The organism is Pantoea sp. PGP6 (assembly GCF_053474785.1).
This window is the reverse complement of the sequence record NZ_JBQBMA010000001.1, coordinates 275,331-296,420: the sequence shown is the minus strand read 5'-3', so window position 1 is coordinate 296,420 and position 21,090 is coordinate 275,331. Positions and strand designations below refer to the sequence as shown.

Sequence of the window (21,090 nt, the reverse complement as noted above, 5' to 3'; positions counted from 1 at the left end):
CGCCCCGCAGAGGGTTACCATTGCAGCGTTTTGCCGCTGTAATCAATGTAGTGATGACCGCCGCGGCCCTGCCAGGCGGTCAGCTGCCGGACAATACCCTCAGCGCTCTCCTCAACGGTTAACGGCGCAGCTTCACCGCCCATCTCGGTTTTTACCCAGCCCGGATGCAGCGTCACCAGCGTGCCGGCCTGGGCTTCAACCTCCTCAGCCAGCGACCGGCTCAGCATATTCAGCGCCGCTTTGCTGGCGGAATAGAGCGGCATGTCAGCGCGCGGGTTTTCGCTCAGGCTGGCCAGTTGTGATGAGGTGATCGCCAGCACTCCCTTCTGCTTGCTAAGTAGCGGCAGCAAAATTTCGGCACTGCGTACCGGTGCCACGGCATTGGTCAGAAACAGCTGAGCCAGCTCCTGCGCCTCACTCTGCGCCAGCGTCTGGTGCGCCGGACCAAAGATCCCGGCGTTAATCAGAATCGCATCAAACATCTGTCCGGCGAGCTGGCCTGCCAGCTGCTGCACTGCCGACGATTCGGTCATATCCAGCGCATGCCACGTGACGCCCGGCTGTTCTCCCTGCGCCGGGATGCCGCTGCGATGCGTGGCGGTCACCTGCCAGCCCTGGGCGGCAAACGCCTGCACCACCGCCAGTCCAATACCGCGTGATGCGCCGATCACTAATGCTTTACCTTGCTGAGCCATATTGATTCCTCATTGATGATGTCATCTATCAGCTTAACGGCAAATCCGCCCTGCCAGCAGCCGCAGGTGCTATTTCGTCCGGCAACCGCACAACCGGTAAAATGCGCCCGGCGAGCAGGTAAACCGGCCAGGCACTTTTCCCTGATGGTTTCCCATCAATATTTCGCTTTATCTTTTACTTTTAACCGGTTAGAAGATATCGATTGAGTGGCAGGCTGCGCGACGTTCGCCCGCTTTTTTCACGTGGAGTCTGAATGAAAAAGCTCACCTTAGACACGGTGGCAAAAATGGCCGGCGTCGGCATCGCGACGGTTGATCGGGTGCTGAATGAACGTGGCGGCGTGTCGCTGGAAACCACCCGCAAAGTGCTGAAAGCGGCACGCGAAGTCGGCCTGAAGCGCCTGCTGCCGGAGGAGTATCAGCATCCGTGGCAAATAGAAGTGTTCCTCAGCAACAACGGTTCTTCGTTTTTCCAGCAGCTGACTGCCCACTTCAGCGACGTCGCCAGCCAGCTCGGCTATCGCCGTCTTAAGCTGCACAAAACCCTGGTGACCGAAGCGCAGCCCGAAAAGCTGGCGCAGAGCATTATTGCCCGCAGCGCCAATCGCGACGGCATCATTGTTTTCGCCCACGATTCGCCACCGATCTATCGCGCACTGGCGCTGTGTCGCAGCCGTAACGTGCCGGTGATCACCATCGTGACCGATTTGCCCGCCGCCGATCGCCTGTGCCATGTCGGTATCGACCAGTATCAGGCGGGACGGACAGCCGGTTTGCTGATGAGTAAAACCAGCCATCAGCCCGGCGATATCGTGATGGTCAGCGGCCGTTTCGATTACCAGGCACACCGGCAGCGCATCGCCGGTTTCCGCGAAGTGATGAGCCAGCGCGCACCGCAACGTCACCTGCGTGAAGTGCTGCTTGGTCAGGACGACCGCGGCACCATCCGCAGCCTGCTGGCGCGTAATCTGACCCAGTCGCAGGCGATTGCGGGCGTCTACAATACCGGCATGGGCAATACTGACGTCAGCGAAACGCTGCGCGCCCATCAGCTGCTGGGCCGCTGTACTTACATTACCCACGAGCTTTATTCGGTGACCCGTCAGCTGCTGCTGAATGATGAAGTGGCGTTTACCCTCGATCAGCACGCCCGGCAGCACGCCCGGTTGTCGATTGACCTGCTGCTGCGGCATCTGGAAACCGGTTATCAGCCGGATGTCTATCAGCAGGGTAAAGTCGCGTTCCGGCTGTTTACGGCGGAGAATATGGTGTAACCCCTCACGCATTAAGGGGCCAGCACAAAGGTTACTGCGGCGGCTCCCGGCTCTCATCATCCGGACTCTGGCCGTCATCGCTGCCCTGGCTCTTCTCGACTTCCTGCGGATGACCCATCGACAGCGCAGTGGCACTGGCCGGGTCAAACAGCGACAGGCTTTCAATCTGATCGACCATAATCACTTTACGAAATGACATCGCGTCTTTGGGCGTAGAGTCCAGCGTGATGCCGTGCTCGGCGTACCACTTGCTGTAGTTATGCTCTACCGCCAGCTTCAGCGTTTTGCTGTCGCGATAGCCGCTGAGCATCGGGATCAGGACAATATTTTTGGTGCTCTCATACTCAAAGGTCGAGGCGTGCACCATCCCGATGTAGATGCGGCGCGACTTGAGCGTAATCCACGCCAGTTCACCCTCTTCCATGCACTGAAACAGCAGCTGCTCAACGCCATTCGAGCGCGACAGTTGCTGATAGAGATCTTTACGTCCGGAGACGTTAAGTCGTGCACTGCCCGCCCAGTTCGAGCGATACAGGCAAAACAAAATGGCAAACGCCAGCATGATCACAATCGGTGCCTGGATGCCGAGGAAGCTCCAGTTCATAAACTCCATCTGCCATTTGAGATGGACGCCCGGGATCATCTGTACCGCGTTGGCAATAGCAGAGATGGCGAGCAGCAGTAACCAGACAATGCCGGTGGCAAACACGCCCTGCAAAACAAAAATACAGCCGTACAAGGCAACCAGAAAATAGACATCCCAGCCCGACGAGCGGCGGATTTTAAAGCGGCTATTCAAATCGCGGCTGGTGTACCAGTAACCACTGACCATTAACACCATGAATATTGCGGTACCCACCTCAGACTCCCTTTAACGTATTCACATGGCGGGCAAAATCTTCGTGCACTTCTTCACTGAGGGTGTTGACCGAGATATTGCCGTTCTCGTCAATGATGATGCGTTCACCTTCAGCGATGGAGTCGTTGATGTCCTGGCGGGACATGATCTGCAGAAATTTCTCGGGACTGGCAAACAGCGATTTAACAAATTTGAACATGGCGATCCACTTATCGGGTTTAAAAGAGAAAGTATGTGACCGAAACGGCACTCTCGCCTGGTTAATTTCAGGTGAAATTTCTTAAAATCAATTAATTAGCGAAGCGGTTAGCGTTCATCTCTGGCCGCATTTTGCTGAAATAGCCAACATAACCAGTAGATTGGCGGTGTCGTCTGCCCTTTTTCAGCGTAGCAGTCTGTGACCGGGCGTCATCCCTTCCTCGCCGGTTAGCGCTAAGCTCAATCTTTGTCAGCTTACTGTCACTCCTGTATTGAGGAAGATTCAGATGAAACAACGCACGTTAGGTCGTACCGGTCAGCGCGTCTCCGAAATTGGCTTTGGCGCATGGGCGATTGGCGGGACCTGGGGAGAAGTCAGCCAGCAGGATGCCGAGGCCGCGCTGCACGCTGCCCTGGATGCCGGCATAACCTTTATTGATACTGCCGATGTGTATGGTGACGGTCGCTCTGAAAAGATTATCGCCGGGGTGCTGAATCAGCGCGGCGGTGAGCGCCCGTTTGTGGCAACCAAGCTGGGCCGGCGACTGTCGCCGCACGTGGCGGACGGTTATAACGCCAGCAACCTCAATGCGTTTGTCGACCGCTCGCGCGAGAATCTGCAAACCGGGACGCTGGATTTAGTGCAGCTTCACTGCCCGCCAACCGAGGTTTATTACAATCCGGAGGTGTTTGCAGTGATGGATGAGATGGTTGCCGCCGGGAAAATTCGCCATTACGGCGTGTCGGTAGAAAAAGTCGAAGAGGGGCTGAAGGCGCTGGAATTTCCCAACGTCTCATCTATTCAGCTGATCTACAACATCTTCCGCCAGCGTCCGGCGGAACTGCTGCTGCGTGAGGCAAAACGGCGTAATGTCGGGATTATCGCCCGCGTCCCGCTGGCATCAGGCTTGCTGACAGGGAAAATGGGCCCGGACAGCCAGTTTGCCGCCGACGATCACCGCGCCTTCAACCGCAATGGCGAAGCCTTTGATAAGGGTGAAACCTTTTCCGGCGTACCGTATGAGGTGGCGCTGGAGGCGGTAGAGGAGATTCGTCGTTACGTGCCGGGCGACATCAGCATGGCGATGCTGGCGCTGCGCTGGATCCTGATGAACGACGATGTCAGCGTGGTGATCCCCGGCGCGAAAAATCGCCAGCAGGCTGAAGACAATGCCCGCGCCAGCAGCGTTGACGCGCTGTCTGACGAGACCATGGCGGCGCTGAAGCAGATTTATCAGGCGAAGATCGCCCCTTACGTGCATCAGCGCTGGTAGTCGCGCGATTTACAACGCCTGGGCGCACGCCCAGGCGGAACTCCACGCCCACTGGAAGTTATATCCCCCCAGCCAGCCGGTCACATCCACCACTTCACCAATGAAATAGAGGCCCGGTACCGTCCGTGCTTCCATGGTTTTCGAAGAGAGCTGGGTGGTATCCACGCCGCCCAGCGTCACTTCAGCAGTGCGATAGCCTTCGGTTCCGTTTGGCTGAATACGCCAGGCGTGCAGCGTCTGCACCAGCTCCGCCTGCTGCTTGCTGTTGAGCTGCTTCAGGGTGATATCGGGCACCACCTTCAGCGTTTGCAGCACCTCCACCAGCCGTTTCGGCAGAATTTTTGCCAGGCTGTTCTTCAGGCTGAGGTTCGGATGCGCCTCACGCTGAACGGTCAGAAAGGCGTCGAGCGGCGTGGCAGGCGACAGATCGATAGTGACGAACTCACCCGGCAGCCAGTAGCTGGAGATCTGCAACACCGCCGGGCCAGAGAGTCCCCGATGGGTAAACAGCATCGCCTCTTTAAAGCGGGTGCCATCCTGCGCGTCGATGGTGGTCTCCAGGGCCACGCCGGACAAAGTCTGTAGCTGTTCCAGCAGCGGCTTATGCAGGGTAAACGGCACCAGCGCAGCGCGCGTCGGGAAGACGGTCAGACCAAACTGTTCAGCAATTTTATAGCCAAACGGCGATGCGCCCAGGCCGGGCATCGACAGACCGCCACTGGCGATGACCAGTTTTTCCGCCTGAACCGTGCTGCCGTTGAGTTGCAGGGTGTAGCCGCTGTCGTCACGCGTCACGCTCAGCACTTCACTGCGTAACCGCAGCGTCACCTGGCCCTTTTCGCACTCGGCCAGCAGCAGATCGACAATCTGCTGAGCGGAATCATCACAAAACAGCTGGCCAAGGGTTTTCTCATGCCAGGCTATCTGGTGACGATTGACCAGATCGATAAAATCCCACTGGGTATAACGCGCCAGCGCCGACTTACAGAAATGAGGGTTATGTGACAGATAGGCCGCCGGTTCAGTGTAGAGATTGGTGAAGTTGCAGCGCCCTCCGCCCGACATCAGGATCTTACGTCCCGGCTTTTTGCCGTTATCCAGCAGCAATACGCGACGCCCGCGCTGTCCGGCCTGGGCGGCACAGAACAGCCCTGCGGCCCCGGCACCAATGATGATAACGTCAAACTGTTCCACGGCGGTTTACTCACTTAATCGGAAAGGCGCAGATTGTAGTGATCTGCTCACTGAGACGCCAGCGTCAAAAATTTGCCGTAAATGTGTCATAATGTAACTGACTAATATCTGGGCCTTTTTCCCCCTTTAACCCGGCTACGTTACTGCTAAAGGTCAAATTAAGGCTATATTTTCCTTTCCCATACAGCACGTTGTCGCGGATAATGCGCCGCGTTCATGTCCTCCAAAAATGGCGTAACGTTTATGCTACATCTGTTTGCTGGTCTAGACCTCAGTACTGGCCTGTTATTGGTTCTTGCCCTGCTGTTTGTATTGTTTTACGAAGCAATCAACGGCTTCCACGACACGGCCAACGCAGTTGCGACGGTCATCTATACGCGTGCCATGCGTGCCCAGCTTGCTGTGGTTATGGCAGGCGTCTTTAACTTTTTTGGCGTGCTACTCGGTGGATTGAGTGTCGCCTATGCCATTGTTCATATGCTCCCCACCGATCTGTTATTAAATGTTGGATCGGCTCACGGTCTCGCCATGGTGTTTTCTATGCTGCTGGCGGCGATTATCTGGAATCTCGGCACCTGGTATCTGGGTCTGCCGGCATCCAGCTCCCATACCCTGATCGGCGCCATTATTGGTATCGGTCTGACCAACGCCCTGATGACCGGTACCTCGGTGGTTGATGCACTCAACATCCCGAAAGTGCTGAACATCTTCCTGTCTCTGATCCTGTCGCCGATTGTCGGCCTGGCGATCGCCGGTGGCCTGATCTTTATTCTGCGTCGTTACTGGAGCAGCACCAAAAAGCGTGCCCGCATCCATATGACGCCAGCCGACCGCGAAAAGATCGACGGCAAGAAAAAGCCGCCGTTCTGGACCCGCATCGCCCTGATTGTTTCAGCGATCGGCGTCAGCTATTCGCATGGCGCGAATGACGGCCAGAAAGGCATCGGTCTGATTATGCTGGTGTTGATCGGCGTGGCTCCGGCCGGCTTCGTGGTAAACATGAATGCCTCGGGCTACGACATCACCCGGACCCGCGATGCGGTCAATCATCTGGAGCAGTATTATCAGCAGCACAACGCTTCGCTGACGCATATCATCCAGATGGCGCCGCCTAAGCTGCCGACGCCGGAAGAAGTGCCATCAACCAGCCCGCAGGAGTTCCACTGTGACAGCGCCCGCGCGTTACAGGCGGTTCAGCGCGCACAGGTGCTGCTGAATAATCTGCAAAGTTACGATCAGCTGACGGTGGATCAGCGCGGCCAGATGCGTCGCCTGCTGCTGTGTATCTCAGATACGGCGGACAAAGCGGCCAAGCTGCCGGAAACCACCCCGGACGATCAGCGCTTCCTCAATAAGCTGAAAGGCGATCTGCTTGGCACCATCGAGTATGCGCCGGTCTGGATTATCGTTGCGGTTGCGTTAGCGCTCGGCACCGGCACCATGATTGGCTGGCGTCGTGTTGCCACCACCATTGGTGAGAAGATTGGTAAAAAAGGCATGACCTATGCACAGGGAATGTCAGCCCAGGTCACGGCAGCGCTCTCTATCGGCGTCGCCAGCTATACCGGAATGCCGGTTTCGACCACCCACATCCTCTCTTCGTCAGTCGCCGGTACCATGCTGGTTGACGGCGGCGGATTGCAGAGCCGGACCATCAAAAACATCGCCATGGCGTGGATCTTCACGCTGCCGGTATGTATTGTGCTGTCAGGTTCGCTCTACTGGATTGCCTTAAAACTGGTGTAATGCCAGCGAGATCAGAGGGCGACGCAAGTCGCCCTTTTTAATGCCAGATCGCCATCGCCACCAGGCTGATCACCACCAGTCCGCACAGCGCGCTGGTCAGCATAAACTGTCCCCTTACCCGCTCGCAGCGACGAATAAATTCGTCATCATGATGATCAAGATAGCGTTTCGCCCAGATATAGGTCACCAGTCGCACCTGTTTGCTGGGCTGGCCGTGAGAGGTGAAAAAGCCCGCCCCGTCGACATACTGATACAGCAGCGGATCGCAACCGCGTAATACCGCCAGCAACGCACGCAGAGAAGAAAAATAGCGCGCCATATTCACAATACACACCACACAAAGAGCCCAAAAAAGCGCAATAGTACTGATCATATTCTCCCCTCCTGGCTGGAGCCGCAGGAACAGACGCAGCGGGAAAACGCTGAGCACGCCCACAGAAATAGCCAACCTCTGAATCACCCAACTGCGATAGTGTTCTGAACGCCTGGGCGGTAACAAACCAGACCGCCTTTTTTCAGTGTAGGAGAAATGTTTAAATTTTTTCCAGCGATGAATTTCGTTTGGCGCGAGTAAAATTACCGCATCGTTGATCTTATTCACAAGCCAGGCGGCAACGGCAGCATTTGCCCGCAGAGAAGGCTATACTCAGAGACATAACAACATGACCACCTGCACCGCAGGTACACACTTTGGTGGCGCTCATCGCCCGCTCGCGCAAAGGATTTCGCTAAGCTGTGACGCGGCAGGAACCCCGGATGCCATCCTTAATCTCGTGAAAGGAGTTTTATCATGGCTTATAAACATATCCTGATTGCAGTAGACCTTTCTCCCGAAAGTCAGTTACTGGTGGATAAAGCCGTTTCGCTGGCCCGCCCTTACGATGCCAAAATTTCCCTGATTCACGTCGATGTGAATTATTCCGATCTCTACACCGGCCTGATTGATGTCAACCTGGGCGATATGCAGAAGCGTATTTCTGAAGAGACGCACTCTGCGCTGAAAGGTCTGTCTGATTCCGCGGGCTACCCGATCAGTGAAACCCTGAGCGGCAGCGGCGATCTCGGCCAGGTGCTGGTGGATGCGATTAAAAAGTATGACGTCGATCTGGTGGTGTGTGGTCATCATCAGGACTTCTGGAGCAAGCTGATGTCGTCGGCGCGCCAGTTGATCAACACCGTACATATCGACATGCTGATTGTGCCGCTACGCGATGAAGATGAAGCCTGAGTGACGTGCAGGACCCGTAAAGCCGGCTGATTGCCGGCTTTTTTATCGGGTTAACTGACCAGTGGGGGATAGATATCGAAGCGATGGCTTTTGGTCACCACCGCCGCCTGGGTAACCACGCCTGCCAGCGGCGGCGCATAGTCGGGCCGCTTCACCACGATCCGCTTCTTTGCCAGCCGACGGGCTGGTTCCAGCAGCGCGTCAGCATCCTCATCGGGACCCACCAGCGACTGAAATACCCGCATCTCTTTTTTCACCATCGCGCTTTTCTGCCGGTGAGGATACATCGGATCGAGATAGACCACGTCCGGCTGCGGGGTGATATCGCTCAGCGCCTCGGCGCTGGCGGCGTGAATCAGCGTCAGGCGCTGACGCAGCCAGCCGCCGATTTCCGCATCCTGATAGCCGCGCTGTAAACCGTCTTCCAGCAGCGCTGCCACCACCGGATGGCGCTCCAGCATCCGCACCCGGCAGCCCAGTGCCGCCAGGACAAAGGCATCACGCCCGAGTCCGGCCGTGGCATCCACCACATCCGGCAGATAGTCGCCTTTAATGCCCACCGCTTTTGCCACGGCTTCACCGCGACCGCCGCCAAAGCGACGACGGTGCGCCATTGCACCTGAGACAAAATCGACAAAGATGCCGCCCAGCTTCGGCTCATCCCGCTTACGCAGCTCAAGATGCGTCGGGGTTTGTACCAGCGCCAGCAAGGCATTTTCGTCGTGCTCCAGCTGCCAGCGCTGCGCTAAACGTGATAAGGCGCCGTCTCCGGCGCCTGATTCATCGAGCAAACAGATTTTCACGTAACGACTTATCCCTGAATGCCGTAATGTTCCAGCATGGCGTCGAGCTGCGGTTCACGGCCGCGGAAGCGTTTGAACAGCTCCATCGGCTCTTCGGAACCGCCACGCGTCAGGATATTGTCGAGGAACGACTGGCCGGTTGCGCGATTGAAAATGCCCTCTTCTTCAAAGCGTGAATAGGCATCTGCCGCCAGTACATCCGCCCACAGGTAGCTGTAGTAACCGGCCGCATAGCCACCGGCAAAGATGTGGCTGAAGGCGTGCGGGAAACGGCCCCATTCCGGGCTCGGCACCACCGCAACGCGGCTTTTCACTTCGCGCAGCGTCTCAAGAATCCGGGCGCCTTTAGCCGGGTCAAATTCGGTATGCAGACGGAAGTCGAACAGGCCGAACTCCAGCTGGCGCAGGATGAACAGCGCCGCCTGGTAGTTCTTGGCCGCCAGCATTTTATCCAGCAACGCCTTCGGCAGCGGCTCACCGGTCTCGTAGTGGCCAGAGATGAACGCCAGCGCATCCGGCTCCCAGCACCAGTTTTCCATAAACTGGCTTGGTAATTCGACCGCATCCCACGGCACCCCGCTGATGCCGGAAACGCCAGGCACTTCAATCCGGGTCAGCATGTGATGCAGGCCGTGACCAAACTCATGGAACAGGGTGATCACTTCGTCGTGGGTGAACAGCGCCGGTTTGCCCTGCACCGGGCGGTTAAAGTTACAGGTCAGGTAGGCGACCGGCTTTTGCAGGCTGCCATCGGCTTTACGCATCTGACCGACGCAGTCATCCATCCAGGCTCCGCCGCGTTTGTGTTCACGCGCATACAGATCCAGATAGAAACTGCCGCGCAGTTCGCCGGTTTCATCGAACAGATCGAAGAACTTCACGTCAGGATGATAAACTTCCACATCGGTACGCTGTTTTGCCGTGATGCCGTAAATACGCTTAACCACTTCGAACAGGCCAGCCACCGCACGGGATTCCGGGAAGTAAGGACGCAGCTGTTCATCGCTGATGGTGTAGAGGTGCTGCTTCTGTTTTTCACCGTAATAGGTGAGATCCCACGGATTAAGCTCGGTCACGCCGTGCTCTTTTTGCGCGAAAGCGCGCAGCTGCTCCAGCTCTTTTTCACCCTGCGGACGGGCGCGCTCCGCCAGATCGTTAAGGAAGTCGATAACCTGAGACGGGCTTTGCGCCATCTTAGTCGCCAGCGATTTATCGGCGTAGGAGTCAAAGCCCAGCAGTTGCGCCAGTTCATGACGCAGCGCCAGTTCTTCCGCCATGATCGGGCCGTTATCCCATTTACCCGCATTCGGCCCCTGATCGGATGCGCGGGTCGCGTAGGCGCGATACATCTCTTCGCGCAGCGCGGCGTTATCGCAGTAGGTCATCACGGGCAGATAGCTGGGGATATCCAGCGTCAGCAGCCAGCCTTCCTGACCTTTGGCTTCCGCCTGGGCTTTGGCCGCAGCCATCGCGCTTTCCGGCATCCCTGCCAGATCGTTTTCATCGGTGATCAGCTTGCTCCAGCCCATGGTGGCATCAAGCACGTTGTTGCTGTAAGCCGATCCCAGTTCGGAGAGGCGGGCAGCAATTTCGCCGTAGCGCTGCTGTTTATCTTTCGCCAGGCCGATACCGGAGAGTTCGAAATCACGCAGCGCGTTATCGACCGCTTTCTTCTGCGCCAGATCCAGCGCGGCGTACTGGTCACCCTCTTTCAGGTTGCGGTACGCCTGATACAGGCCTTCATGCTGGCCGACCCAGGTGCTGTATTCAGACAGCAGCGGCAGCGTCTGCTCATAGGCTTCACGCAGTTCCGGGCTGTTTTTAACCGAGTTCAGATGACTGACCGGAGAGAAAATGCGGCTCAGACGGTCATCGCTCTCCGCCAGCGGCTGAACCAGGTTGTCCCAGCTATAGGGTGCGCCTTGCGCCACCACTTTTTCGACCATCGCGCGGCAGTCATTCAGGACTTCCGTAACGGCAGGAACCACATGTTCAGGCTGGATGGCAGAAAAAGGGGGAAGCGTAAAAGATGTCAGTAGCGGATTGGTCATAGCGCAGTCCTTTATTGATGTGTGGGGCGCGATGGGTCGCGCAACGCAATCTAAGTAACATGCGGCTAAGTGTAGCGAAAATCAATGGGGCCTGGCTTCGCTGCGGAAGAAACGAGCGGAATGCGATCGCCGATCGACCGGCAGAATTTGCGTTGCATCAAAGCGCAGCCGCTGCGGTTAGGGTGTAATGCCGCCGTTGCGACAGCTGCCGGCTTTTCACCTGCAGCGTGCGGCCCCGGCGGGATTAGTTATCATGCTTTCGACCCATCGGCGGGACATCCCTGATATAATCGCCCGCTTAATGGTTCTCATGCTGTTCCTGCGTCGGTTGCTGTGCGTCGTTCTGTGGGTAATACGTGAGGTAATAATTGGTATAAATTGATTTTCCATCAATTAAAACCTTATACATTCAACAGGATAAACAATGCTGAGTTATCGCCATAGCTTCCATGCTGGCAACCACGCTGACGTGCTGAAGCACACCGTACTGAGCCTGATCATCACCGCACTGAAAGAGAAAGAGAAACCGTTCTTTTATCTCGATACCCACGCGGGTGCCGGACGTTATCTGCTGAGCGGTGAACACGCTGAGCGCACCGGCGAATATCTGGAAGGTATCGCCCGCATCTGGCAGCAGCCGGACGCGCCAGCCCTGCTGCAACCCTACTTCGACGCCATCCGTGCGCTCAACCGTAACGGGACGCTGCGTTATTACCCGGGTTCGCCGCTGATTGCCCGCCATCTGCTGCGTGAAGATGACCGTCTGCAAATGACCGAACTGCACTCCAGTGACTATCCGCTGCTGCGTAACGAGTTCAGTAAAGATAGCCGCGCGCGCGTAGAACGCGGTGACGGCTATCAGCAGTTAAAAGCCAAACTGCCGCCGCCATCCCGTCGCGGTCTGGTTCTGATCGATCCGCCGTATGAGATGAAAAGCGATTATCAGGCGGTGGTGAAAGGGATTCAGGAAGGCCATAAGCGATTCGGTACCGGCGTCTTCGCGCTGTGGTATCCGGTGGTATTGCGTCAGCAGATCAAGCATATGCTGCGCGATCTGGAAGCGACCGGCATTCGCAATATTCTGCAGATCGAACTGGCCGCCCGTCCCGACAGCGACCAGCGCGGCATGACCGCATCCGGCATGATTGTGATCAATCCGCCGTGGAAGCTGGCTGCCCAGATGAACGAGCTGCTGCCGTGGCTGCATAAAAAACTGGTTCCGGCTGGCACCGGCCACTTTGTGGTCAACCAGATCGTACCCGAATAACTCTCTCTCCTTTTACGCCGCACACTGCCGGTGCTGCGGCGTGGTACTGCAGGTCTGTCACCATGTGGATCATATTGGCTGGCGCGCTAGCCGCGCTGCAACCGGCCCGGCGGCTGGCACTATTATTACTGGCGCTCGCCACGCTGCTGGGGTTTTATCAGGACGTACTGGCATGGCCCGCGCTGCTGCTGTTCGCGGTCACCGCCGGCGTGGTGGCATGCCGTATTTATGATCGTGACCATCATCGGCGGCAAATGCTGACTGAAGCGGTGCTGGTGCTGATCGCCATCGGGTTATTCCTCCATCTGTTTCCGGGTTTTGATAATCCACGCAAACTTGATAACGTGCAGGTCGGCGCCCGCAGTGTGGCTTTCGGCTTCTCGTTTAATTTCGATAAAGCGCTGATCCCCTTTGTGCTGCTGGCCTGTCTGCCGACGCTGTTTCGCGCCCCGGCCAGCCCGCCGCGTTATAAGCTGCTGGCCGCGCTGGCGCTGGTCGCCGCCGTTCCGCTGCTGTTATACAGTGCCGTATTACTGGGTGGATTAGCGTTTGAACCGCACTTCCCGGCCTGGCTTGGCACCTTTATGCTCGCCAATCTGTTCTTTGTATCGCTGGCGGAAGAGGCGCTGTTTCGTGGTTATCTGCAGCAGAAATTAACGCTGGCACTGGGCGGCATACCCGCGCTGTTGCTGAGTGCGCTGCTGTTTGGTCTGGTGCATCTGAGCGGCGGTCTGTTGCTGGTGATCTTCGCGACCCTCGCCGGGCTGCTGTATGGGCTGGCGTGGCACTGGAGCGGCCGGTTATGGATTTCGACCGCCCTGCACTTTGCCCTCAACATCACCCATTTACTGCTTTTCACTTATCCCGCACTGCATCATTAAAGAGTAAACACCGCCAGATCATAGGCCAGCTCGGTAGCGGGGAAAATGGTCTGGCATTCAGCCAGCAAGCGGGGCATATCTTTCGCCAGATAGCGTGAACTGAAGTGCGTGGCGATCAGCCGTTTTGCGCCGGCGCGCTTCGCCACTTCCGCCGCCTGTAAGGTGGTCGAATGGCCACGTCCGTTGGCTTTCTCAATCATCGCCGCTTCCAGCGTGGTTTCATGCACCATCAGATCAACGTCCGCCGCCAGCTGTAATGCCACCTCAGTTGGCGCGGTATCACCAAAAATCGCCAGCGTTTTACCTTTAATCGCCGGCCCCAGATAGTCCGCGCCATTGATTACCCGGCCATCCTCCAGCGTCACGGTTTCGCCCTGCTTCAACTGTTGATACCACGGACCACGCGGTACGCCTTCGGCCTTCAGGCGCGGCGCATCGAGAAAACCCGGCTTATCGTGCTGCTCAATCCGATAACCCAGACATTCCAGCGTATGATTCAGCGGCCAGGCACTGATGCGGAACTCACCGTCATCCAGCGTCCAGCCCGCCTCAATCTCAACAATAGTCAGCGGATAATCAGTGTAAGAGCCACTGATCGACAGCGCGGTTTCAAGGAAGACTTTTAAACCTTTGGGGCCATACACGGTCATCGGCGTGGTCAGCCCGGCCATAGAACGGCTGGTGAGTAAGCCTGGCAGCCCGAAAATATGGTCGCCATGTAAATGGGTGATGAAGATCTTATCCAGCTTGCCCGGTTTCAGGTCGGAACGCATGAACTGTAGCTGGGTCCCTTCGCCGCAGTCGAACAGCCAGCTTTCGCCACTCTGCGCCCGGGTAAAGGCGATGGCGGTCACGTTACGCTGCAGGCTGGGCGCACCGCCGCCGGTGCCGAGAAAAGTAAGGTGCATGGTATGCTTCCCTGTCAGTGTGAGAAAAAACAGAACCCTATTACAATCATAGGCGCAAACTTTGCGTCAATTCGACCCGCAGCGTTACACTCTATGCCAATTTTTCATGCAACCGGATGGATACTTCAATGACCCGACATTTCGACTATCTCGCCATCGGCGGCGGCAGCGGCGGCATCGCCTCGATCAACCGTGCGGCCATGTATGGCCAGAAATGCGCCCTGATTGAAGCCAAAGAACTGGGTGGCACCTGCGTTAACGTAGGCTGCGTGCCGAAGAAAATCATGTGGCATGCTGCGCAAATTGCCGAAGCTATCCATCTGTACGGGCCGGATTACGGCTTCGATACCACCGTTAACCGCTTCGACTGGGCCACGCTGGTCAAAAACCGCAGCGCCTATATCGATCGTATCCACACCTCTTATGACAACGTGCTGGGTAAAAACAAGGTTGAAGTGATCAAAGGCTTCGCCCGTTTTGTCGATGCGCACAGCGTCGAAGTGAACGGCGAGATCATCACCGCTAACCACATTCTGATTGCCACCGGTGGCCGTCCCAGCCATCCGTCGATTCCGGGCGCTGAGTACGGGATTGATTCCGACGGTTTCTTTGAGCTGGACGCGCTGCCGAAGCGTACTGCGGTCGTCGGCGCGGGTTATATCGCCGTTGAGCTGGCGGGCGTGGTGAATGCGCTGGGATCGGAAACCCACCTGTTTGTGCGCAGGCATGCTCCGCTGCGCAGCTTCGACCCGCTGATCACCGACACGCTGGTTGAAGTGATGAACAGCGAAGGCCCGACGCTGCATACCGAAGCGATCCCGAAAGCGGTAATCAAAAACGACGATGGCAGCCTGACGCTGCAGCTGGAAAACGGCAGCGACTTCACGGTGGATTGCCTGGTATGGGCGATTGGCCGTGAACCGGCCAATGACAGCCTGAACATTGCGGCGGCGGGCGTAGCGCTGGACGAGAAAGGCTACATTAAGGTCGATAAATTCCAGAACACCAACGTGTCAGGCGTTTATGCGGTCGGTGACAACACCGGTGCGGTAGAACTGACGCCGGTGGCGGTGGCAGCCGGCCGTCGCCTGTCTGAGCGCCTGTTTAACAACAAGCCGGACGAGCATCTCGACTACAGCAACATTCCGACCGTGGTCTTCAGCCATCCGCCGATTGGCACCGTCGGTCTGACCGAACCGCAGGCGCGGGAACAGTATGGCGACGACCAGGTGAAAGTGTATAAATCAGCGTTCACCGCCATGTACACCGCCGTCACCCAGCATCGCCAGCCGTGCCGGATGAAGCTGGTCTGTGTCGGTGCCGAGGAGAAAATCGTCGGTATTCACGGTATCGGATTTGGCATGGATGAGATGCTGCAGGGCTTCGCAGTGGCACTGAAGATGGGGGCCACCAAAAAAGACTTCGACAATACCGTGGCGATTCACCCGACGGCAGCGGAAGAGTTCGTGACCATGCGCTAGCCGCCACGGCTGAGTAATTCAAACAGGCGACCCCGGTCGCCTGTTTTTTTTTGCCTGCGACAGGCCCAGCGGTGCAGGCCTGCACCGCCATGGGGCAATTCAGCTTACGCGATCCAGCCAGCGCACATAAGCCTGATCCCATAACGCCGCCGGCGTCCCGGCCTTGCCAAGCCCGAAACCGTGACCGCCTTTACTGATCTGAATCAGCTCGACCGGCACGCGATTGCGGCGACAGGTGTCGTGCATCAGTTCGGTGTTAAACGGATTCGAGGTGTGGTCATCTTCAGCCTGCGCCAGAAAGGTCGGCGGATACTGGCGGGTGACGTAATTCTGTACCGACCAGTTCGCTTCATCCTGTGGCGTGGCGTTTTTGCCAACCATCATCAGATGGGTATTGGTGTGCTGGTAGGGGGCTTCCAGCGTAATCACCGGATAGATCAGGCCAACGCTGTCGACTTTTGGCACCACCTCATCCAGCGGATCGATGGCCGGGTAAGATTCAAAGTTAGGGCGCGCGGCCGCCATGCCCAGCAGGTGTCCCCCGGCCGAGAAGCCCAGCACGTGGACCTTACGCTCAAACGAGCGCACCAGCCGAATCGCGCGCTGTGCATCCTGCAGCGGGGCAAGCCGGCCGGCCTGCCACTTCTCATGCGGCAGGCGGTAGCTAAGCACATAGGCGGTGTAGCCGTTGGCATTCAGCCAGCGCGCCACCGGCCAGGCTTCGCGTCCCATGCCAATCCAGCGGTAGCCGCCGCCGGCAGCAATCAGCACCGCCTCACCGTTAGGATTTTCCGGTTTAAAGCGCTGAATCGCCGGGCTGACAATATTCGACCACGAGCCGCTGGCATTAACATGAAGTTCGCCCGATGGGCCGCCGCCGCCGGGCGGATCATCCGGCCAGAGAGGAATAATGTCATCGCGGGCAAATAATTTGCCGGTGGTCATGGAGAGCCCAAGCGCTCCCGTGCCGAGAATAAAGCGTCGACGCGTAATCATGATGCCTGTTAAGTGATATCAAAACGCTCAGCCAGCTATTGCGGCGGGCTGCAGAAAAAGTGTGATGCAAGTCTGGTGCCAGACGCTGGCGATTATGTACGCAACGCGCTGCCAAAATCCATAAAAAAACGCGCCCGGACGGCGCGTTTTTGCCTTGAAGGAAGGAATTAATCTTCCTGCTGGAACTGGGCCATTACCGCCTGCTCACACTGCTGCTCATTGACGCGCAGTTTGGCGCGCTCGTCATCACCCAGTTGCAACCAGGCGCTGGCCACTTCACGCGCGGTATCTTCATCAAAACCGGGCTGATTCATCGCCGTCGGTGACTGGCTGCGCGCCACGTAAGATTTCATCTGCTCAACATATTGATCGGCACTGGCGACCTGTTTTTCGCTGCTGACAATGTGACACAGCTGGCTGGCATAGACATTCTGTTCACTATCGTCCGCCGCCAGGGCGCTGCCAGAGGCCAGTACGCTCAGCAGCAGTATGTGAGTCACTTTCATTCTCTACTCCTGTTTTCGGGTTAAACCTTGCGCTGAAGGGCTTCCAGACGCCTTTGACGCCAGTTTAGCAGGGGTGACACGGTTATGCCGTGTATTACCACGCTGCAGACCACCAGGGTTAACGCCATATTGGTCATAATCTCCATCTGCGGCCCTTCCATGCCGTGCGTCCAGGCGTAGGCGATGTAGTTCAGACTGCCGATGCCGCGAATACCGAGCCAGCCAATCAGCAGCCGCTGCCCCGTCGGCAGGCCAGCGCGTAGCGTAACCAGCCAGACGGCCAGCGGGCGCACCACCACAAACAGCACCAGCCCCAGCAGCACGCCATAGATGTTCCAGTGCTGCGCCAGCGTGACGCCCAGCACCACCATCATGCCCGCCGCCAGTAACCGTTCAATGGTGTCACCAAACGACAGCGCGTCACCCACCACAAAGCCTATCGACTTCACCATGCTGTTATCGCCCTGATGCGCCAGTCGCTTATTCGGATTGACCAGCGCCTCGGAAGGCAGCACCCGCTCATCCTCTGACAGATCCTCGGGCTGATGGCGACGGAACACCCCCAGCTCAGCGCGGCGCAATCCCAGACCCGCAGCAAAGGCCGCCAGGAAACCCGAGGCACCCAGCCACTGCACCAGCGAATAACTCAGCGCAATCAGCGCCAGTGCCAGGAAATCGTTGGGCGCCACGTCGCCATTGGCGTTTCGCAATTTGGTGGCCAGCACGCCGATTAAGCGGCCCAGGCCAAAACCGATCGCCAGACCGCCGCCGATTGCCCAGATCACCTCTTTCGCTCCCCAATGGGTCAGCAGCGATCCGCTCAGGCTTTCGCCATTGAACAACAGCAGGGCCAGCACCAGCAGCGGCAGCGCCGAGCCATCATTCATCCCGGCTTCGCTGGAGATGGCAACGCGCAGCGAATCGTCATCCTGCGCATCGTTGACCGAGATTAAGCTCGCCAGCACCGGATCGGTCGGGGCGACAATCGCGCCAAACGCCAGCGCAATCGGCCAGTCCAGCCCCACCAGCCAGTGCGCCAGCAGTGTCATCGCCGCTACCGTCAGCAGCATGGCCGGGAAAGCCAGCCGCAGGCCGGTATGCCAGCAGTTATTCTGTAGCGGCAGACGCAGCTTCAGGCCGGTAATAAACAGCGAGGCGGCCATGGTGATTTCAGTAATATGCGCCACCGCTTCTGAATGGGTGACGATATCGATGTGCAGCACGTCAAACGCCCACGGCCCACATAACATCCCGGCGATGAGAAACAGGCCAAAAGAAGTTACCGGCCCCCGGTGTATCCAACCGGAAGCCAGTGACATCAGCAGCAGCAGGCCGCCTGTCGCGGCTGTCCAGGCTAAAAAGCTCATAACACTCCAGATTATTTCGGGTTTATGTCTAAGCCTGGCACATTTTTTGACGGCCGCAGAAATCAGTTTTTCAGATGGCGGCTGGCGAAGCGCACCGCAAGACTGGCCGCGCCAGCCAGCGTTGACAGCGCCACGACGCCGTTCCAGCCCCAGTGCGCCAGCGCCAGGCTCCCCAGCGCCGCACCGCTTGCCATGCCGATAAACACCACGGTAAACAGCAGCGCATTCAGGCGACTGCGCGCTTCCGGCGCCAGGCCATATACCAGCGTCTGATGCGCCACCAGCGTCGCCTGTACTCCTAAATCGAAACCGATGGTGCTGACCACAATCAACGCCAGCTGAGCCGGCAGCGGCAACAACGGCAGCAGGAACATCAGGGCAAACGAGACGGTCACCAGCGCGGCACCGGCCTGGGTCACTCTGGCCGGACCGATGCGGTCGGCGACACTGCCGGCCAGCGGCGCGGCCATCGCACCGGCCGCACCGGCTAAACCAAAGGCCCCGGCGACCGCACTGTCGAGGTGAAAACGCTCACTGAGCATTAACGCCAGCGTTGACCAGAAGGCGCTGAAGCCAACCGACAGCAGCCCCTGGGCCAGCGCGGCACGACGCAGCGTCTGATGATGACGCCACAGATGCGCCAGCGACAGCAGCAGACGCGGATAGCTGACCGACGTGCCGGGCGTAAAGCGCGGCAGCACCCGCCAGAGCGTCAGGCTGATCAGCAGCACCGCCAGCGCCGCCACCATATACATGGTGCGCCAGCCGAAGTATTCGGCCACCACGCCACTGATCACCCGCGACAGCAGAATGCCGACCAGTAGTCCGGTCATCACCGTACCGACCGTTTTGCCACGGCTGCGTTCCGGTGCCAGCGCCGCCGACGCTGGCACGATATCCTGCGCCACCGTGGCGGTCAGGCCGGTGACGAAACTGGCGATCAGCAACGCGCTCAGCCCGCCGGAGAAGCCACACAGCAGCAACGCCGCCACCAGCAGTAATCCTTTGATAAAAATAATGGTGCGGCGGTCATGGCGATCGCCGAGCGGCGCCAGCAGCAGAATGCCGAGGGCATAACCCGCCTGGGTCAGCATCGGCACCATGCCGACCGCGCCGACGCCGACGTTAAACTGCTTGCTGATGATATCCAGCATCGGCTGGCTGTAGTAAATCGATGCCACGCTCAGTCCGGCGCCTGCCGCCAGGGTAAAAACCAGCGGAGCGGGGAGCGTTTCGCTCGAAGAATGAGTCATACTGCGGGTCGCTGACATGGTTTGATCCTCATAAATGCGTAACGCTATTAGCGCACACTGCGGCCATACGCGGTAGACTGCCATCAGACAAAACTGTTATGCGTGGTACGTATGAGCAACCCTAATACCAGCGACCGCATCGAACTGATGCAGACCTTTATTCGTATCGTGGAGAGCGGCAGTTTATCGGCCGCCGCCGCCCAGCTCGGTGCTACCCAGCCGACCATCAGCCGGCGGCTGCAAACGCTGGAGCAGCGGCTCGGGCTGAAGTTAATTCTGCGCACCACGCACGCGCTTAAACTCACCGATGATGGTGAGCGCTGTTACGCTCAGGCGCGGCAACTGCTGGCGACCTGGCATGCGCTGGAAGATGAGCTGACCGGGGCCAGCGACGATCCGGTCGGTACCCTGCGGGTCCGTGCGCCGCACGCATTTGGTCAGGATCAGCTGATCGCCCCGCTGGTCGACTACCTGCGCCGCTATCCGCGGCTCAATATTGAGTGGATGCTGAATGACCGCACGCCTGACTTTATGGCCGAGAATATCGATTGCGCCATTCAGGTTGGCGCGCCGACCGATCCGTCAGTGGTGGCGATTCTGCTGGCAGAAGTGCCGCGTATTGTGGTTGCGTCGCCCGGGCTGCTGGCCCGTCATCCGCCGATTGAGCAGGTTGAACAGTTGCGCGATCTGCCGTGGCTGGCGCTGACCAGCTTTTATCGAAATGAAGTCGCATTACAGAAGATCGACGATGGCCAGCCGGTTAACCTGGCGATTACCCCAAGGCTGAGCAGTGACAGCCTGTATGCGGTGCGTAAAGCAGCGCTGGCCGGAATGGGCGCGGCGATCGTGTCGTCGTGGGTGGTACAGCAGGATTTAGCCGAGGGGCGGCTGGTTCAGCTGACGCCGCAGTGGCAGGCCCCGCCGTTGCCGATCTGGCTGACCTATCCGTGGGCCAGCTACTATCCGGCCAGGCTGCAGCATTTCTTTACCATGATTAAAGCGGTGATGCCGCAGCTGGCGGGCACCCGGCCGGCCACGGCTGCACGCCGTCAGGCAGAGCCAGAGGAATAAGCTGCTGCTGCCGCAGGCAAAAAAAAGCGGGTGCCTGT

Annotated in this window: 20 protein-coding genes; 8 read left to right on the top strand and 12 right to left on the bottom strand. The window is 58.1% G+C overall.

Features of this window, described 5'->3' with window-relative positions; translation table 11 throughout:
* Positions 1 to 14: 14 nt before the first annotated feature.
* Positions 15 to 695 (bottom strand): SDR family oxidoreductase, encoded by a 681-nt coding sequence (locus tag ACLIBF_RS01365; RefSeq protein ID WP_031374837.1) that lies wholly within the window; start codon positions 693 to 695, stop codon positions 15 to 17.
* Between the two features lie 254 nt (positions 696 to 949).
* Between ACLIBF_RS01365 and ACLIBF_RS01360 the strand changes: the two genes are divergently transcribed.
* Positions 950 to 1,969, top strand: coding sequence for a LacI family DNA-binding transcriptional regulator (locus tag ACLIBF_RS01360; protein WP_031374838.1), 1,020 nt, complete (start codon positions 950 to 952; stop codon positions 1,967 to 1,969).
* 31 nt (positions 1,970 to 2,000) lie between these two features.
* Here the strand turns inward: ACLIBF_RS01360 and ACLIBF_RS01355 are convergent, their stop codons facing one another.
* A complete protein-coding gene (locus tag ACLIBF_RS01355) occupies positions 2,001 to 2,828 on the bottom strand; it encodes a hypothetical protein (protein WP_031374839.1) in 828 nt (275 codons plus the stop codon).
* A gap of 1 nt (position 2,829) precedes the next feature.
* Positions 2,830 to 3,027 (bottom strand): hypothetical protein, encoded by a 198-nt coding sequence (locus ACLIBF_RS01350; RefSeq protein WP_031374840.1) that lies wholly within the window; start codon positions 3,025 to 3,027, stop codon positions 2,830 to 2,832.
* Between the two features lie 286 nt (positions 3,028 to 3,313).
* Here ACLIBF_RS01350 and ACLIBF_RS01345 point away from each other — a divergent pair, with 286 nt between their 5' ends.
* On the top strand, positions 3,314 to 4,300 hold the full coding sequence (locus ACLIBF_RS01345) for an aldo/keto reductase (protein ID WP_031374841.1): 987 nt from the start codon (positions 3,314 to 3,316) through the stop codon (positions 4,298 to 4,300).
* A gap of 9 nt (positions 4,301 to 4,309) precedes the next feature.
* On the opposite strand, the gene ACLIBF_RS01340 is transcribed toward ACLIBF_RS01345, so the two are convergent.
* A complete protein-coding gene (locus tag ACLIBF_RS01340) occupies positions 4,310 to 5,494 on the bottom strand; it encodes a BaiN/RdsA family NAD(P)/FAD-dependent oxidoreductase (RefSeq protein WP_089561873.1) in 1,185 nt (394 codons plus the stop codon).
* Positions 5,495 to 5,737: 243 nt separating this feature from the next.
* Between ACLIBF_RS01340 and pitA the strand changes: the two genes are divergently transcribed.
* Positions 5,738 to 7,240 (top strand): inorganic phosphate transporter PitA, encoded by a 1,503-nt coding sequence (gene pitA, locus ACLIBF_RS01335; RefSeq protein WP_128088259.1) that lies wholly within the window; start codon positions 5,738 to 5,740, stop codon positions 7,238 to 7,240.
* Between the two features lie 37 nt (positions 7,241 to 7,277).
* On the opposite strand, the gene uspB is transcribed toward pitA, so the two are convergent.
* The gene (gene uspB, locus ACLIBF_RS01330; protein WP_031374844.1) at positions 7,278 to 7,613 is read right to left on the bottom strand and encodes a universal stress protein UspB; all 336 of its coding nucleotides are present in this window, start codon (positions 7,611 to 7,613) and stop codon (positions 7,278 to 7,280) included.
* 417 nt (positions 7,614 to 8,030) lie between these two features.
* Between uspB and uspA the strand changes: the two genes are divergently transcribed.
* Positions 8,031 to 8,468 carry a universal stress protein UspA gene (gene uspA, locus ACLIBF_RS01325; protein ID WP_031374845.1) on the top strand — a complete coding sequence of 146 codons (438 nt, stop codon included), beginning with the start codon at positions 8,031 to 8,033 and terminating at the stop codon, positions 8,466 to 8,468.
* 50 nt (positions 8,469 to 8,518) lie between these two features.
* On the opposite strand, the gene rsmJ is transcribed toward uspA, so the two are convergent.
* Complete coding sequence (gene rsmJ, locus ACLIBF_RS01320) at positions 8,519 to 9,271, bottom strand: 16S rRNA (guanine(1516)-N(2))-methyltransferase RsmJ (protein WP_031374846.1); 753 nt, start codon at positions 9,269 to 9,271, stop codon at positions 8,519 to 8,521.
* Positions 9,272 to 9,279: 8 nt separating this feature from the next.
* Positions 9,280 to 11,322, bottom strand: coding sequence for an oligopeptidase A (gene prlC / locus ACLIBF_RS01315; RefSeq protein ID WP_448309176.1), 2,043 nt, complete (start codon positions 11,320 to 11,322; stop codon positions 9,280 to 9,282).
* A gap of 424 nt (positions 11,323 to 11,746) precedes the next feature.
* Between prlC and ACLIBF_RS01310 the strand changes: the two genes are divergently transcribed.
* The gene (locus tag ACLIBF_RS01310) at positions 11,747 to 12,589 is read left to right on the top strand and encodes a 23S rRNA (adenine(2030)-N(6))-methyltransferase RlmJ (RefSeq protein ID WP_031374848.1); all 843 of its coding nucleotides are present in this window, start codon (positions 11,747 to 11,749) and stop codon (positions 12,587 to 12,589) included.
* A 62-nt stretch (positions 12,590 to 12,651) separates the two neighbouring features.
* A complete protein-coding gene (locus ACLIBF_RS01305; RefSeq protein ID WP_448309174.1) occupies positions 12,652 to 13,470 on the top strand; it encodes a CPBP family intramembrane glutamic endopeptidase in 819 nt (272 codons plus the stop codon).
* Here the strand turns inward: ACLIBF_RS01305 and rnz are convergent.
* Complete coding sequence (rnz, locus tag ACLIBF_RS01300) at positions 13,467 to 14,378, bottom strand: ribonuclease Z (RefSeq protein WP_031374850.1); 912 nt, start codon at positions 14,376 to 14,378, stop codon at positions 13,467 to 13,469. The two genes, ACLIBF_RS01305 and rnz, sit on opposite strands and share 4 nt — an antisense overlap.
* A 128-nt stretch (positions 14,379 to 14,506) precedes the next feature.
* Here rnz and gorA point away from each other — a divergent pair, with 128 nt between their 5' ends.
* Complete coding sequence (gorA, locus tag ACLIBF_RS01295) at positions 14,507 to 15,859, top strand: glutathione-disulfide reductase (RefSeq protein WP_031374851.1); 1,353 nt, start codon at positions 14,507 to 14,509, stop codon at positions 15,857 to 15,859.
* Positions 15,860 to 15,958: 99 nt separating this feature from the next.
* Here gorA and ACLIBF_RS01290 read toward each other — a convergent pair whose 3' ends face one another.
* The 4 genes from ACLIBF_RS01290 to ACLIBF_RS01275 all read right to left on the bottom strand — a co-directional run bounded on the left by ACLIBF_RS01290 (position 15,959) and on the right by ACLIBF_RS01275 (position 19,999).
* Positions 15,959 to 16,855 (bottom strand): alpha/beta hydrolase, encoded by an 897-nt coding sequence (locus ACLIBF_RS01290; RefSeq protein WP_031374852.1) that lies wholly within the window; start codon positions 16,853 to 16,855, stop codon positions 15,959 to 15,961.
* A 167-nt stretch (positions 16,856 to 17,022) separates the two neighbouring features.
* On the bottom strand, positions 17,023 to 17,361 hold the full coding sequence (locus ACLIBF_RS01285; protein WP_031374853.1) for a hypothetical protein: 339 nt from the start codon (positions 17,359 to 17,361) through the stop codon (positions 17,023 to 17,025).
* Positions 17,362 to 17,381: 20 nt separating this feature from the next.
* Positions 17,382 to 18,728 carry a cation:proton antiporter gene (locus ACLIBF_RS01280; protein WP_448309172.1) on the bottom strand — a complete coding sequence of 449 codons (1,347 nt, stop codon included), beginning with the start codon at positions 18,726 to 18,728 and terminating at the stop codon, positions 17,382 to 17,384.
* 62 nt (positions 18,729 to 18,790) lie between these two features.
* Positions 18,791 to 19,999 carry an MFS transporter gene (locus ACLIBF_RS01275; RefSeq protein ID WP_279809610.1) on the bottom strand — a complete coding sequence of 403 codons (1,209 nt, stop codon included), beginning with the start codon at positions 19,997 to 19,999 and terminating at the stop codon, positions 18,791 to 18,793.
* A 93-nt stretch (positions 20,000 to 20,092) separates the two neighbouring features.
* Here ACLIBF_RS01275 and ACLIBF_RS01270 point away from each other — a divergent pair, with 93 nt between their 5' ends.
* Complete coding sequence (locus ACLIBF_RS01270) at positions 20,093 to 21,052, top strand: LysR family transcriptional regulator (RefSeq protein ID WP_279809609.1); 960 nt, start codon at positions 20,093 to 20,095, stop codon at positions 21,050 to 21,052.
* The last annotated feature ends 38 nt before the right edge of the window (positions 21,053 to 21,090 follow it).

Excerpts from the sequence above, each read along its gene's own strand:
- ACLIBF_RS01365 (WP_031374837.1), bottom strand. The coding sequence starts at position 695 with ATGGCTCAGCAAGGTAAAGCATTAGTGATCGGCGCATCACGCGGTATT.
- ACLIBF_RS01360 (WP_031374838.1), top strand. The coding sequence starts at position 950 with ATGAAAAAGCTCACCTTAGACACGGTGGCAAAAATGGCCGGCGTCGGC.
- ACLIBF_RS01350 (WP_031374840.1), bottom strand. The coding sequence starts at position 3,027 with ATGTTCAAATTTGTTAAATCGCTGTTTGCCAGTCCCGAGAAATTTCTG.
- ACLIBF_RS01345 (WP_031374841.1), top strand. The coding sequence starts at position 3,314 with ATGAAACAACGCACGTTAGGTCGTACCGGTCAGCGCGTCTCCGAAATT.
- pitA (WP_128088259.1), top strand. The coding sequence starts at position 5,738 with ATGCTACATCTGTTTGCTGGTCTAGACCTCAGTACTGGCCTGTTATTG.
- uspB (WP_031374844.1), bottom strand. The coding sequence starts at position 7,613 with ATGATCAGTACTATTGCGCTTTTTTGGGCTCTTTGTGTGGTGTGTATT.
- uspA (WP_031374845.1), top strand. The coding sequence starts at position 8,031 with ATGGCTTATAAACATATCCTGATTGCAGTAGACCTTTCTCCCGAAAGT.
- prlC (WP_448309176.1), bottom strand. The coding sequence starts at position 11,322 with ATGACCAATCCGCTACTGACATCTTTTACGCTTCCCCCTTTTTCTGCC.
- ACLIBF_RS01310 (WP_031374848.1), top strand. The coding sequence starts at position 11,747 with ATGCTGAGTTATCGCCATAGCTTCCATGCTGGCAACCACGCTGACGTG.
- ACLIBF_RS01305 (WP_448309174.1), top strand. The coding sequence starts at position 12,652 with ATGTGGATCATATTGGCTGGCGCGCTAGCCGCGCTGCAACCGGCCCGG.
- rnz (WP_031374850.1), bottom strand. The coding sequence starts at position 14,378 with ATGCACCTTACTTTTCTCGGCACCGGCGGCGGTGCGCCCAGCCTGCAG.
- gorA (WP_031374851.1), top strand. The coding sequence starts at position 14,507 with ATGACCCGACATTTCGACTATCTCGCCATCGGCGGCGGCAGCGGCGGC.
- ACLIBF_RS01290 (WP_031374852.1), bottom strand. The coding sequence starts at position 16,855 with ATGATTACGCGTCGACGCTTTATTCTCGGCACGGGAGCGCTTGGGCTC.
- ACLIBF_RS01285 (WP_031374853.1), bottom strand. The coding sequence starts at position 17,361 with ATGAAAGTGACTCACATACTGCTGCTGAGCGTACTGGCCTCTGGCAGC.
- ACLIBF_RS01280 (WP_448309172.1), bottom strand. The coding sequence starts at position 18,728 with ATGAGCTTTTTAGCCTGGACAGCCGCGACAGGCGGCCTGCTGCTGCTG.
- ACLIBF_RS01275 (WP_279809610.1), bottom strand. The coding sequence starts at position 19,999 with ATGTCAGCGACCCGCAGTATGACTCATTCTTCGAGCGAAACGCTCCCC.
- ACLIBF_RS01270 (WP_279809609.1), top strand. The coding sequence starts at position 20,093 with ATGAGCAACCCTAATACCAGCGACCGCATCGAACTGATGCAGACCTTT.